We start from the raw sequence: 13,565 nt of genomic DNA on the forward strand, positions 1-13,565 counted from the left end.
CTAGCGCTCCCTGGACGCTGCCAAATCAGGCGCCATTGTAGGCGTTTCGGCAGCCCCGTCACGGCGGAACAGCACGTAGAGCGCCGGCAGCACCAGCAGCGTCAGCACGGTTGAGGAGATGATACCGCCGATCACCACAGTCGCGAGCGGCCGCTGCACCTCGGCGCCGGCCCCGGTAGCAAGGGCCATCGGCACGAAGCCGAGGGACGCGACCAGCGCCGTCATCAGCACCGGACGCAGGCGTGTCAGCGCGCCCTCGCGCACCGCGTCGGCAACGGGTTGGCCCTCGCTGCGCAGCCGCTCGATGAAGGCGATGATGACGAGCCCGTTGAGCACGGCGACGCCCGACAGCGCGATGAAGCCGACGCCGGCGCTGATGGACAGCGGGATGCCGCGCAGCAGCAGCGCCATGACGCCGCCGGTCAGCGCCAGCGGCACGCCGGAGAACACGAGGGCCGCATCCGCCGCCGATCCCATGCCCATGAACAGCAGCAGGAACACCAGCAGCAGCGCCACCGGCACCACGAGCGTCAGCCGCTTGGTGGCGGAGACCAGTTGCTCGAACTGTCCGCCCCAGCCGATCCAGTAGCCCGGTGGCAGCTTGACCTTCTCCGCGACGGCGTTCTGGGCCTCGGCGACAAAGGAGCGCAGATCGCGCCCGCGAACGTTGGCCATAACCACCACGCGACGCTTGCCGTTCTCGCGGCTGATCTGGTTGGGTCCCGGTGCGATCTCGATCGCCGCGACGGAGGACAGCGGGACATAGCGCAACGCCGCGTTTCCGCCCGGCCATGCGGTCTTGGTGACGGCCGGTACATCCTCGCCCGGCGGCAGCGGGATCGGCAGCGACTTGATCGTGTCAGGGTCGGCACGCAGGCTTTCCGGCAGCCGCACCACGATGTCGAAGCGGCGATCGCCCTCGAACAGCTTTCCGACCGGCTTGCCGCCGATCGCGATCTCGACCACGTTCTGCACCTCGCTGAGGCTGAGGCCGTAGCGTGACAGCGCCTGGCGGTCGAGCCTGACGGTGAGGATCGGCAGGCCCGCAATCTGCTCGGTCTTGACGTCGGCCGCGCCCTCGATGGCGTGGACGACGCCGTTGACCTGCTGGGCGATGCCGGCAAGCACGTCGAGATCGTCGCCGAAGATCTTCACGCCGACGTCGCTGCGGATGCCGGCAATGAGCTCGTTGAAGCGCATCTGGATCGGCTGGGTCATGCCATAGGCCGTGCCGGGCAGGGTGTTGGCGGTGCGTTCGAGCTCGGCGATCACCTCGTCCTTGGGCTTGCCCGGGTCGGGCCATTCGTCGCGTGGCTTGAGCGTGACATAGGTGTCGGTCATATTCGGCGGCATCGGATCGTTGGCGATCTCGGCGGTACCGATCTTGGAGAAGATGGTCGCGACCTCCGGTACCTGCTTGATCGCCATTTCCAGCCGCAGCTGCATGCCGACGCTCTGGGTCAGGCTGGTGCCGGGAATCCGGATGGTTTCGATGGTAATGTCGCCTTCGTCGAGGCTCGGGATGAATTCGCCTCCCATGCGCGTCGCGGCGAAGACGCTGCCGGCAACGATCAGCATGGCGCCAAAGGCGACCATGCCGCGGTAGCGGATGGCGCGGTCGAGCAGCGGCACATAGAACCGCTTGGCCGCTCTCATGAAGATGTTCTCCTTCTCCGAGACCTTGCCGGTGACGAAGATCGCAACCGCGGCCGGGACGAAGGTGATCGACAACAGCGCCGCGCCGGCGAGGGCCATCAGCACGGTCAGCGCCATCGGCGTGAACATCTTGCCCTCGGTCCCCGTCAGGGTCAGGACCGGCAGGTAGACCACGGCGATGATCATCGTGCCGAACAGGCTCGGCTTGATGACCTCGCTGCTGCCGGCGCGGATTGTCTCCATCCTCTCCTCGAGCGACAGCAGCCGGCCGCGCCTGTGCTGCTCGGCAGCGAGCAACCGCAGACAGTTCTCCACGATGATGACCGCGCCGTCGACGATGATGCCGAAGTCGATCGCGCCGAGGCTCATCAGATTCGCGCTGACCTTGCTCTCGACCATGCCTGTGATCGTGAACAGCATGGAAAGGGGAATGACACAGGCGGTGATCAGCGCGGCGCGGATGTTGCCGAGGATCAGGAAAAGCACAGCGATCACCAGCGCCGCGCCCTCGACGAGATTCTTCTCGACGGTCTGGATGGTGGCTTCCACCAGATGCGTGCGGTCATAGACGGCGCGCGCGATCACGCCGTCAGGGAGCGATTTCGCGATCTCCGTGAGCCGGGCCTTCACGCGCTGGGCCACCGTGCGGCTGTTTTCGCCGATCAGCAGCATGGCGGTGCCGAGCACGGTTTCGCTGCCGTTTGCGGTTGCTGCGCCCGAACGCAGGTCCTGGCCCTCCTGGACGTCGGCGACGTCGCGGATACGCACCGGGACGCCGCCGCGCGAACCGATCACGATGTCGCGGATCTCCGCGATATTGGCGACCTGGCCCGGGGCGCGGACGAGATATTGCTCGCCGTTGCGCTCGATATAGCCGGCACCGACATTGGCGTTGTTGGCGGCCAGCGCCGTCATGATGTCGCGAAAGCCGAGTTTGTAGGCTATCAGCCGGCCGGGGACCGGCAGCACGTGGAACTGCCGCTCATAACCGCCGATCGAGTTGACCTCGATCACGCCGGGAATGGTGCGCAGTTGCGGCTTGATGATCCAGTCCTGGATGGTGCGCAGCTCCGTCGGCGTGAACTCGGCACCGGTCTGTGACTTCGCGCCGGCCTTGGCTTCGACGGAGTAGACATAGATCTCGCCAAGGCCGGTCGAGATCGGGCCCATCGCGACCTCGGTTCCGGCCGGAAGCTGGTCCTTCGCCTGCTGGATACGCTCGTTGACGAGCTGCCGCGCGAAGTAGATGTCGGTGCCGTCCTGGAATACGACGGTGACCTGGCTCAGGCCATAGCGTGAGATCGACCGGGTGTATTCGAGCTTGGGCAGCCCGCCCATCACGGTCTCGATCGGGAAGGTGATGCGCTGCTCGGATTCGAGCGGCGAGAGGCCCGGGGCACGGGTGTTGATCTGGACCTGCACGTTGGTGACGTCGGGGACCGCGTCGATCGGCAGGCGGGTGAAGTTCCAGGCGCCGAAGCCGCCGGCCGCGAGCGCGAACAGTAGGACCAGCCAGCGCTGCTGCAGCGAGACCGCGATGAGACGCTCAATCATGTTCGGCCTCGCCCTTGCCCATCTCCGCCTTCACGACGAAGCTGTTTTCCGCGACGTAATGCTCGCCGGCCGATAGACCGGCCTTGATCTCGACATGGCGGGGATCGGAATCGCCAAGCTCCACCGGACGCGCCTCGATCTTGTCGCCATCCTCGCGGACGAACACGATGGTCCGGTTCTCCAGCGTCTGGATCGCGCTTCGGCGCACGGCGACCGCGACGTTGCGAGCGGCGAGGATCAGCCGTGCCGTGACGAACAGGCCGGGACGCAAGCGTCCGTCCGGATTTGGCAGCACCACGCGCGCCAGTGCGGTCTGGGTCTCGCTCGAGCCGATCGGGGCCATGTAGGAGATGGTGCCCTTGATCTCGCCGCGGCCGTCGTCTGGATCGATCAGCACCTCGTCGTTGAGGCGGACGCGCCGCAGGTCCTGGCGGTAGATCGACAGGTCGACCCAGATGGTGGAGAGGTCGGCGACGACGAAGGCCGGCTTCTGCTCGGAGGCGTATTCGCCGAGCGAGATCTGCCGCTCGATGATGGTGCCGGCAATCGGCGCCTTGAGCTCGTAGACGGTGAGGCTCTGGTTGCTCTCGATCGCGGCGAGCAGATCGTCCTTGCCGACCTTGTCGCCGATGCGCTTCTGGATCGATTTGGCGACGCCGGGAAAACGCGGCGTCACCTGCACCACGGCTTCCTGGTTGGCGCGCAGGATGCCGTTGAAAGCGAGCGTGTCGGTCAGCGTGGCGCTCGCGGCTTCCGCCAGCGTCACGCCTGCGGCTGCAAGCTTGACGTCGGAGATGCGGATCCGGTCGGCGCCGTGCTCGTCCTGTTCGACATGGTCGTTCGGCTTCTCCGGCCTCTTGTCCGCGGCGTGTTCGGCATGCTCGACCCTTGTTGGGGCCAGCAGAGAATAGCAGTAAGCGCCAAGTGCGGCGGCAAACAATGCGACGAGGATGGTGGAGGACGTCTTCATCGTGCGCTCTCCCGCGCCAGCGTGAAGGGATTGCCGACGAGGCCTTCGATGGTCGCCACCCCCGCGTGGAAATTCTGCAGCGCCTCCTGCTCGCGCAGCCGCGCCTGGGTGACGCTGGCCTGGGCATCGAGCACTTCGAGCAGGCTGAAGCGGCCCTGGCCGTAGCCTTGCGCGATGGCGTCCGAGGCTTCGGTAGCCTTGGGAATGGCGCTCTCGCGCAGCACCGCGAGCTCGCGCAGCGAGCCCTGCAGCGAGTCGTAGGCGCGGCCCGCGACCACGATCAACGTGTTGCGGTTGGCCTCGCGCTCGGCTTTGGTCTTGGCAAGGCTTTCCTGCGCCGAGAGGATATTGCCCTGATTCTGGTCGAACACGGGGATCGGCACCGAGACGGTGAGGCGCGCCGCGTCGTCATTGGTCTCGTTGAAATGGCGCCAGCCGGCGGCGATCCGCACGTCGGGATAGGGCCGCAGCCGCGCCAGCAACAGCTCGGCGTTGCGCTGGGCATAGATCGCGGTCCAGCGCACCAGCTGCGGATTGGCATCGATCGCGGCGACGACCGACTGGAACGTCGGCGGCCGTCCCATGGTGTCGAGCCGTCCGGAGACCTCGCCGAATTTCGGTGCCGCGTCGCCCATCAGGACCGCAAGCTCGCGCCGGGCGCTGGCCAGCGTCGCCTTGAAGCGCTCGCGGTCGGCCTTCACCAGGGCGGATGCCACTTCCGCACGGCCGGTCTCGGCCGGCGAGGAGGCGCCGGCCTCGACGCGGCGGCGCAAAAGCGGCGTCAGCCGATCGATGGCGGTGATCTGCTCGTCGAGGATCTGGATGCGCCGCTGTGCGCCGAGCACGCTGAGGAAGGCGATCGCGGTCTCCGACAGCACCTCCAGCCTGACGGCCTTGCGCTGGATCGCGGCGACCTCGATGCCGGCGACACCCGCGGCGATCCGCGCGTCGCGCTTGCCGAACAGCTCGAAGGCCTGGCTGATCTGCAGCGTGGTCTCGGCCGATCGCGTGCCGCGATAGATGCCGGACCCGAACGAATTGTCCTGTTCGTAGGTCAGCTCCGGATTGAGAAGCGCACCTGCCTGGATGCGCTGGCCCGTGGCGATGCCGACATCGCGCTCCGCCGCGGTCAGCCGCGGGCTCGTGGCCAGCGCGCGCGAGAGCGCGCTCCGCATCGTCAGAGTCTGAGCGTGAGATGGCGCAAGCGCCAATCCGACAATCAGACACGCTGCCGCGCACGCCAGGCGCGCGGCCATTCCCCTGTAAAACATGAAACCGACCTGTGAAGGATGAACCTCATGGGCGCGGAGCGCCCGACCAATCCGTTCAGGCCATCTGTTTGGGAGGCGGGGAGTCGGTATCGGGAATAATGCCGGCGAGCCGGGGTGCGCGTTGCGGGCGCGATGCGGACACGAGCCCGATCGATGCGGCCGGTGGCGCCGGCTGCGCCATCGTCACCGAGAAGCAGCCATGGCAATGATGACCGCCGATGGCCTTGTGGTCGTTGTGATCTCCCGAGCCGTCAAGGACGGCGCTGATCTCCGAGCCGCCACCGGGCGTGGTGACGTCGATGTCGTGCAGGCCATGCAGCGCTCCCGCGAGCAGGTAGACAACCGCGATCAGCACAGACAGCAGCCCGCGCCAGTGGCGCGGCGGGCATGATCCTGAGGGCTGGCGGTTTGCGAGCACGATTTCACTCTGGTTGCAGTCGGTGTCCGGCCTAGCATGGGGGCGGGAACAGTGTCGACCCGCAACATTGTTACGTCCCCTGGAACAATTGCCGCAGCGATTGCGAAGACGACAGCGCTTCTCATTGGCGCGTGATCAAGCTCAACTGGGCGTCGGCTGACGTTCCGCTTGCTGCGTTCGGCACATCGCCGGCTTCGACCGTCACGACGGCGCGACAGCCGGCTTCCATGGCCCGTTCCAGCCATTTGATGGCTTCATCAATCCACTGGTCGTGGTGCTCGGGATCGGCGATCGCCTTTTCCCGGAATGCATCTGCCTGATGAAGGCACGCGGTTCTGCGATCCACGCCGCTCTCCCGATCCGGAGGTTCCCCCCCTATCGCATCCTTGATGATCGGAGAGCCGGCGTCGTTAACATAGGACAGGAACCGCCGCCCAAAAAGAAAGCCCAGCCGGGACTGACCGGCTGGGCTTTCGTGCTCACAAACTTCATCCTTGGGACTTGGACAGCTAATCCGCATCGCGCCGGTTCGTTCCCGCGGGCTCGGTCCAGTTTGGAACGTTCTTTCTTCGTTGTGATTAGCGACGAGGAGAAATCGAGGAGGACGGACTATGGATGGATTGATTTATCTCATCGGCTTGATCGTCGTCGTCATGGCGATCCTGTCGTTCTTCGGCCTGCGCTGAGAGAGCGGCGATGACGATGGAAACTCTCATACGGGAAGACATCATGGAAGGCGGCGGCGTCGCTGCCGATGACCGGAGCACCATTCAGTGGAGCTCGGTGATCGCAGGCGCGTTGGCCGCTGGCGCAATGTCGTTCATCCTGGTCGGCTTTGGTGTCGCCGTCGGACTGGGCGTCAGTTCAGCCTCGCCGACATGGCGCGATGCATCGGCGGCGCTGGCTTTGCTGTCGGGGCTGTATCTGATCATCCAGGCGATTATCAGCTTCGGCTTCGGCGGCTATGTCGCCGGCCGGACAACGCGACCAGCCCCGACGATCACAACGATCGAAGACGACGGCGAACGGCGGGACGGGCTGCATGGCCTGATGTCCTGGGCGCTTGCCGTGCTGCTTGGTGCCGCTCTGCTCGCGATACTCGGCGCAGCTGCGATTGATCGTTCGCCGATGCGCAGTTCGGCGAGCAATACCTCCGCCGCCGAGCCACTGTTGAGCTACGAGCTGGACAAGCTGTTTCGCGCGCCGCGGCGGCCCCCTAACACCGACCTCAGGGAAGCCCGCGCCGAAGCAGGACGCATCTTGATGACGTCATCGAGCCACAGCGGCATCAGCACCGATGATCGGACCTATCTAGTGCAGCAGGTGGCCGCGCTGACGGGACTCGCCGCTCCCGACTCGGAACGACGGGTCGACGCGCTGATCGCGGATTCAAGGACGGCGATCAATCGGGCGCGGCGTAATTCCATCATCGTCGCCTTCTCCGTTGCCGCAGCAACCCTGATCGGCGCTGCGGTGGCCTGGGCTGCGGCGGTGGCCGGCGGGCGGCACCGCGATGGAGAGCCGTTGCCGAACTGGATGGCAAGCTCGAACCGCTTCCATCGCTCTCCGCGCGCGATGCCGGTGCCCTGACGTGCAGGACGATGGCCGGGAGCGATCCCGGCCATGGTCTTTTGACGAGAGGCGCTAGGCCTTCTCCTCCCAGATCATGGCGAGGTGCACGATCGTCTGCACCGCCTTCTCCATGTCCTGCCGGCTGACCCATTCGAGCCGGGAGTGAAATGCGTGCTCGCCGGCGAAGATGTTGGGGCAGGGCAGGCCCATGAAGGAGAGGCGCGAGCCATCGGTGCCGCCGCGGATCGCGGTGCGCATCGGGCGCAGGCCGGCGCGGCGGATCGCTTCGATGGCGTATTCGAGAATGTGCGGGTGACGATCGATTACCTGCTTCATGTTGCGGTACTGCTCCCGCACCTCGAATGTGTAGGTCGAGCGCGGAAAATCCTTCATCACGTCCTTGACGATGTTCTCGAGCAGGATCTCCTTCTCCTTCAGCCCTTCCTCGGTGAAGTCGCGCACGATGAAGGAGAGCGTCGCCTGCTCCAGCGCGCCCTCGATGCCGATCGGATGCAGAAAGCCCTGCTTGCCTGATGTCGTCTCGGGCGAGCAGCCTTCGCGGGGCAGGCGCTCGACGATGGCGGCGGCGATCTTGATCGCATGCTCCATCTTGCCCTTGGCATAGCCGGGATGGGCGCTGACGCCGTTGATGGTGATGGTGGCGCCGTCCGCCGAGAAGGTCTCGTCCTCCACGCTGCCCGCGCTCTCGCCGTCCATGGTGTAGCCGAACTCGGCGCCGAGCTTCTTGATGTCGACATTGTCGACGCCGCGGCCGATCTCCTCGTCGGGCGTGAACAGGATCTTGATGGTGCCGTGCTTCACGTCCGGGTTGTTGATGAAGAAATGCGCGGCATCCATGATCTCGGCCACGCCCGCCTTGTTGTCGGCGCCGAGCAGGGTGGTGCCGTCGGTGGTGATGATGTCGTTGCCGATCTGGTTCTTCAGCGCCGGATGCTCGGCGAAGCGGATCACCTGGCTGGTGTCGCCCGGCAGCGTGATGTCGCCGCCGCGATAGTTCTTCACGACCTGCGGCTTGACGTTCTTGCCGGTAACGTCGGGCGAAGTGTCCATGTGCGAGCAGAAGCAGATCACCGGCACCTTCTTCGTCGTGTTCGCCGGGATCGTTCCGTAGACGTAGCCGTAATCGTCGAGATGCGCGTCCTCGACGCCCATCTGCCTGAGCTCGGCGGCGAGCACACGGCCGAGATCTTTCTGCTTCTCGGTCGAGGGCGAGCTCGGGGATTCCGGATCGGACTGGGTGTCGATGGTGACGTAGCGCAGGAAGCGCTCGGTCACGGTATGCGAAAAGGTGAGGGAGGACATTTCTGGTCAAACCGCCGGGTCAGGGGAGAGGGGCGGTATACCAGAAAAGCAGGGCGCGGTGAGGCCGGAGGACGCTGATCAGGCTTAACGAAACGTGAGGGGTCAGATCGCCTCTTTCAGTTCCTTGACCGGGCGGAAGGCGACCTTCTTGCTGGCCTTGATGTGGATGGGCTCGCCGGTGGCGGGATTGCGGCCGGTGCGGGCGGCGCGCTTGCGAACCTGGAGGATTCCAAGCCCGACGATCCGGACGCGGTCGCCCTTCTTCAGGTGCTTGGTGATCAGGTCGACCATGTCGGTCAGAACGGCCTCAGCGCGCTTCTTCGACAGGTCTTGGCTCTCGGCAATGTCGGCAGCGAGGTGCTTGAGCGTGATGGTGGCGGGAGCGGCAGCCTTCTTCGCCATATCTGGCCTCCTCGATGCTTGCCGGTGGTCGGGTGACGATCCCTGAACCGCCAAGTTCCGGAGGCGTAGACGATTCGGGACCGGACTGACTACGCCGCCGGCATGAGCGCGGGTCACGTCCGTGCGCGCCCTCGACGGAAATCCGCCCCGTTCACGCTGTGGACGCAACATCCTTGACTTCAACAGGTCCGGCCTTTAAGTCCCCCCTCGTTCCGCAGACATTTGCGTGTCACGCGGGAGTAGCTCAGTTGGTTAGAGCGCCGGCCTGTCACGCCGGAGGTCGCGGGTTCGAGCCCCGTCTCTCGCGCCATTTTTGGCAATCCTTTCATACCCTTACCTTCAAATCCTGATCTCGCTTCGATCCCGGGTTGCGCGCGCCCCCGACTTCCGCATGCTTTGTTGTCTTCGACCCGCGCAAAATTCCCTCGCCCGCGCGACGGTCGCCAGACGCTCGAGTTGATCGCGCCGTTGATCACATGGTACCGCTCAATCCGGGATTGTTCGGATCGAGTTGATGCAGGCAGCCGATTTCAGCGCGACGTTGCAAAATTTGTTCGCGAAGGGCGTGCGCTACGGGACCGTGATCGATCTGGGCTGCGCCGACGGGCACTTCGTGCTCAACCATCAGTCGTGCCTCAGCGCGCGGTGCCACTGAACGTCGACGCTAACAGGATCTACGAGGACTCCCTCAAGGCGATCAAGGAGGTGCTTGGCGGGCACTATCGCATTTGCGCCATCACCGACCACGAGGGCGAGATCGAGATCACGGAATCCGTGCATCCTTACTGGTCATCGCTGCGTCCCGCGGGCGACGTCTACTGGTCGCGGGTCAACGACCTCACCACCAGCAAGGTGAAAGTACCGGCGACGACGCTTGATGCGCTGGTCGAAGAGCTGTCGCTCAAGCCGCCGTTCCTGCTCAAGCTCGACGTGCAGGGCGCGGAACAGGCCGCGCTGAAGGGCGCGCGCGACGTGCTCGAGAATTGCAGCGTGGTCGTCTGCGAGACCGACGTTGACGACTTCCAGGACATCAACGCGATGCTGCTGGCCGCAGGTTTCTTCCTCTACGATTTGACGACGCTGCAGCGCCTGCGCGACGGAACGCTCGGCTGCTTCTACCCGGTCTATGTCAGCGGCAAGCTCGCCCATCTGAAGCCGCAGGCGTTCTGGGACGCCCGGCGACAATGCTGCCGTGATCGGCGTGCAGGAGACGCGCCGCAAGATGATCCTGGAGCAGAACAGGTAGGCCCTCAACCGGCTGCGTTATGGGCAGAGCGGTGTCGGCCGCAACGATCCCTGTCCTTGCGGTTCAGGCGAGAAATTCAAGCACTGCTGCGGCAGCTATTGACCCGCTTCATGTTGGCTCACTCGCTCGTCGCCTGAATCAGAAAGGCCGCCCGAAGGCGGCCATTTGGTATCAAACCGGACCTTTTTCGCCCTCAGCGGATCTCCGACGTCCCGGCGCTGGTGACGACGACCGGCTTGCCGGCCTTGATCACGTGGGCGGACTGGGCGGTCTGGCTGTAATCGGCATTGGTGCGAGCTGCGATCCCGAAGCCGGCCACCGTGATTCCGGCTACCAGCGCCACCACCACGATCTTGAGGTGGGTCGCACGATCAGCAGAGTGAATGGAGTGGTTCATCTGAGCCTCCCGACGGGCTTTGCCGCCGTCTATGGCTCTTCTTGTAAGGACCGTCTGTTTCCGGATGGTTTCGCGGGTTCCGCAAAATGGTTTCATCTCCCCGCGAGCGGGTTTCGCCCGGGAGGCGTCCGGGGCCGGCGTCAGGCTGCGGCCCGGCCGATATCGTTCCGGATCGTGCGGGCCGCCCAGACGAACAGGAGCGCCCCCAGCGTGGTCGTGACCGCCGCCGAGAGCAGGGAATAGCGCACGGCGTCGGCGCCGTAAGTGCCCTTCAGGGCGTCGTTGACCATGCCCACGGCGAGCGGGCCGACGCCCTGGCCGAAGCAGGTGGCGGTGAGCGCGATCAGGGCAGAGGCCAGCGCCCGCATGCTCGGCTTCGCCACCGTCTGCGCGATCGCGAAGATCGGCCCGAGATGGAAGCCGACCAGGAACGAGGTCAGCGCCAGCATGGCCACCATCATCGCAAAGTCCTGCGTCAGCATGCACAGCGCGAACACCGGGCCGGCAAGGCCCGAGGTGATGGCGGGCGCCCACAGCTTCCAACGGTCGTCGCGGCGGCTGATCTGCGCCACCACGAAGCCGCCGAGCAGGGTGCCGGCCATGCCGGCGAGCCCCTTGAAGGTGCCGGCGTAGGTGCCGATCTCGGCGCTCGACAGATGGTGCACGCGCGCGAGGAACGGCGGGATCCAGGCCGCGGTCGCGTAGTTCGTGTAAGTGGTGAGGCAGAAGCCGATCAGCACGATGATGAAGCTCTGCTGCGAGGCCAGGAAACGCAGCGTCGGCCCGAGCGGCTCAGGCACGAAATTCTCCTGCATGGCGCCGCGTTTCGGCTCGGAGATCGTCAGCCACAGGATAATAGCGAGCAGGATGCCGGGCAGGCCCGCGACGTAGAACGCCATCCGCCAGCCATAGTGCTGGTTGACGTAGCCGCCGACGAAATAACCGAGGAAGACGCCGAGATAGGTGCCGACGGCGTAGATGCCGAGCGCGCGCGGACGCTCGTTCTTGGCGAAGAGGTCGGCGACGATGGATTGCGAGGCGGGCGAGCCTGCGGATTCGCCGATGCCGACGCCGATCCTCGCCAGCGCCAGCGACGTGACGCTCGAAGCAGCGCCGCACAACGCTGTCATCGCGCTCCAGAACGCAAAGGCGACGGCGACGATGTTGCGCCGGTTGAGCCGGTCGGCGACGCGCGCGATGGGAATGCCGAGCAGGGAGTAGAACAGGGCGAAGCCGAAGCCCGCGAGCAGGCCCATCATGGTGTCGCTGAGCTGGAACTCCTTCTTGATCGGCTCGATCAGCACGTTGAAGATCGTGCGGTCGAGGAAGTTCAGCGCGTAGATGATCGTGAGCAGGCCCAGCACGTAATAGCGCCGCGCCGGGGGTTTTGCCGTCGCGGCCGTTTGCACCGACATTTGTGATGTCACATCGACCATCGCTTCCCCCAATTAGTCTTTGTTATCGTTGTCGGTCCAGCTTTGATTGGAGCTGGCTGCTTCACGCGTCGCGGATGTAATTCCCCGCTTCGAATTCGACCCGAGGCGCGCTCACATCGAACGAGATTCCGATCGGATCGCGGCCTGCTTCCATCGCCTCGAGCTGCTCGCTCAGCATGCGCCGGATCAAGAGGATGCCGCGGTCGCTCTGGCCGAAATGCTCCTCGGAATGGATGGTCTGCGGGCCCTGGCCGACCTGGGCTTCATAGTCGCCGGGAAATTGCTGGTGCTCTTCCTCGGTCATGTCCCACCAGAATTTGCCGTTGAATTTCGAGCGCATGCGCCCGATGTCGCCGGGGTTCTTGACGCGGCCGGCGACGTAGATGCGGAACGAGGTGTCGTCGATCGGCAGCGTCCAGCCGATCGACTCGACACGGGCGAACTGCGCCACGCGCGGGTTTGGCACGACGCGCAAGGTGGGGAGCGCCGCCTCGGTGACGCGGTAAAACACCTTGCCATCATCCTGCTTGCGGATCGAGCGCACGGCGATCCCGCGCGGCGTCTTGTCGAACGTCACCTCCGGCATCGATGCCATCATGTTGGTGAATTGCGGACCCGAGAACGAGCCGTGCAGCACCGGCACGTGGTAGGGATCGACCACGTTCTCGAAATGCTGGAGCCAGTTGCAGGGGATGATCGCGGGACCACCGCCGCCGATCGAGGAGTCGTCCGCCTCCACGAACTCGCCGTCGTCCATGATCTCCAGGCATTCATAGGCCGGCAGCACCGGGCGTTTTTCGGCCGGGCCCATATAGGCGAAGATCAGCCCGTAGCGCTCCTCGACCGGATACCAGGGCTGGCGCACCTTGTCCTTGAACTGGCCGCCGTCGAGTTCGCAGGGCTGCTCCAGGCAGTGACCTTCGGTGTCGAACTTCCAGCCGTGATAGCAGCAGCGGATGCCGTCCTCCTCGACCTTGCCATAATAGAGCGTGGTGCCGCGGTGGCAGCAGCGGGCGTGGAGCAGGCCGGCGCGGCCGTGCTTGTCGCGGAACAGCACCAGATCCTCGCCGAGCGCGCGAACCTTTTTCGGGGTGTCGGTGGCATCGCTGATGAGCCCGACCGGATGCCAGTAGCGTCGCAGCAGTTCGCCCATCGGCGTGCCGCGCACGACCGAGGTGAGCTCGGTGCGCGTGTGCGCCGGCTTCATCGCATAGGCCGTGCCGAGATCGCGATCTCGCTGGGTGATGGTCATGCTGATCCTCCCGCTGTCGGCCTTGCTGGCTCGGCTTGTGACGCCCTGAACACCAGTGAAGGGCTGAT

Annotated in this window: 12 protein-coding genes, 1 tRNA gene and 1 pseudogene; 4 read left to right on the plus strand and 10 right to left on the minus strand. The window is 65.2% G+C overall.

What is annotated here, in order from left to right:
• The 5 genes from IVB41_RS23135 to IVB41_RS23155 all read right to left on the minus strand — a co-directional run bounded on the left by IVB41_RS23135 (window position 1) and on the right by IVB41_RS23155 (window position 6,215).
• Window positions 1-3,210 (minus strand): efflux RND transporter permease subunit, encoded by a 3,210-nt coding sequence (locus IVB41_RS23135; RefSeq protein ID WP_247435274.1) that lies wholly within the window; start codon window positions 3,208-3,210, stop codon window positions 1-3.
• Window positions 3,203-4,180, minus strand: coding sequence for a divalent metal ion exporter adaptor subunit IhpB (gene ihpB, locus IVB41_RS23140; RefSeq protein ID WP_247435277.1), 978 nt, complete (start codon window positions 4,178-4,180; stop codon window positions 3,203-3,205). Before ihpB ends, IVB41_RS23135 begins: the two co-directional genes overlap by 8 nt.
• Window positions 4,177-5,451 (minus strand): divalent metal ion exporter subunit IhpA, encoded by a 1,275-nt coding sequence (gene ihpA, locus IVB41_RS23145; RefSeq protein ID WP_247356266.1) that lies wholly within the window; start codon window positions 5,449-5,451, stop codon window positions 4,177-4,179. The genes ihpB and ihpA overlap by 4 nt, the downstream gene beginning before the upstream one ends.
• 55 nt (window positions 5,452-5,506) lie before the next feature.
• On the minus strand, window positions 5,507-5,869 hold the full coding sequence (locus IVB41_RS23150) for a hypothetical protein (protein ID WP_247435280.1): 363 nt from the start codon (window positions 5,867-5,869) through the stop codon (window positions 5,507-5,509).
• Window positions 5,870-5,990: 121 nt separating this feature from the next.
• Entirely contained in the window at window positions 5,991-6,215 is a 225-nt protein-coding gene (locus IVB41_RS23155) for a hypothetical protein (RefSeq protein ID WP_027567210.1), read from the minus strand.
• Between the two features lie 350 nt (window positions 6,216-6,565).
• Here IVB41_RS23155 and IVB41_RS23160 point away from each other — a divergent pair, with 350 nt between their 5' ends.
• Window positions 6,566-7,459 carry a hypothetical protein gene (locus tag IVB41_RS23160; protein WP_247356273.1) on the plus strand — a complete coding sequence of 298 codons (894 nt, stop codon included), beginning with the start codon at window positions 6,566-6,568 and terminating at the stop codon, window positions 7,457-7,459.
• A gap of 54 nt (window positions 7,460-7,513) precedes the next feature.
• On the opposite strand, the gene pepT is transcribed toward IVB41_RS23160, so the two are convergent.
• Complete coding sequence (pepT, locus tag IVB41_RS23165) at window positions 7,514-8,764, minus strand: peptidase T (protein WP_027567208.1); 1,251 nt, start codon at window positions 8,762-8,764, stop codon at window positions 7,514-7,516.
• Window positions 8,765-8,866: 102 nt separating this feature from the next.
• Window positions 8,867-9,220 (minus strand): HU family DNA-binding protein, encoded by a 354-nt coding sequence (locus IVB41_RS35660; protein WP_256468853.1) that lies wholly within the window; start codon window positions 9,218-9,220, stop codon window positions 8,867-8,869.
• A gap of 179 nt (window positions 9,221-9,399) precedes the next feature.
• Between IVB41_RS35660 and IVB41_RS23175 the strand changes: the two genes are divergently transcribed.
• The 3 genes and pseudogenes from IVB41_RS23175 (at window position 9,400) to IVB41_RS23185 (ending at window position 10,514) form a co-directional block, all read left to right on the plus strand.
• A tRNA-Asp gene (locus IVB41_RS23175) sits at window positions 9,400-9,476 on the plus strand.
• A gap of 464 nt (window positions 9,477-9,940) precedes the next feature.
• Window positions 9,941-10,165 (plus strand): annotated as a pseudogene (locus IVB41_RS35820) (FkbM family methyltransferase); the annotation flags it as partial.
• A gap of 259 nt (window positions 10,166-10,424) precedes the next feature.
• Window positions 10,425-10,514 carry an SEC-C metal-binding domain-containing protein gene (locus IVB41_RS23185; RefSeq protein WP_245287764.1) on the plus strand — a complete coding sequence of 30 codons (90 nt, stop codon included), beginning with the start codon at window positions 10,425-10,427 and terminating at the stop codon, window positions 10,512-10,514.
• Between the two features lie 91 nt (window positions 10,515-10,605).
• On the opposite strand, the gene IVB41_RS23190 is transcribed toward IVB41_RS23185, so the two are convergent.
• The 3 genes from IVB41_RS23190 to IVB41_RS23200 form a co-directional block, all read right to left on the minus strand.
• Complete coding sequence (locus IVB41_RS23190; RefSeq protein WP_026232877.1) at window positions 10,606-10,809, minus strand: hypothetical protein; 204 nt, start codon at window positions 10,807-10,809, stop codon at window positions 10,606-10,608.
• A gap of 140 nt (window positions 10,810-10,949) precedes the next feature.
• Entirely contained in the window at window positions 10,950-12,245 is a 1,296-nt protein-coding gene (locus tag IVB41_RS23195; RefSeq protein WP_346770866.1) for an MFS transporter, read from the minus strand.
• A gap of 61 nt (window positions 12,246-12,306) precedes the next feature.
• The gene (locus IVB41_RS23200) at window positions 12,307-13,497 is read right to left on the minus strand and encodes an aromatic ring-hydroxylating dioxygenase subunit alpha (RefSeq protein WP_247435286.1); all 1,191 of its coding nucleotides are present in this window, start codon (window positions 13,495-13,497) and stop codon (window positions 12,307-12,309) included.
• Window positions 13,498-13,565 lie beyond the last annotated feature (68 nt).

The organism is Bradyrhizobium sp. 44, from assembly GCF_023073095.1.
Lineage (GTDB): Bacteria > Pseudomonadota > Alphaproteobacteria > Rhizobiales > Xanthobacteraceae > Bradyrhizobium.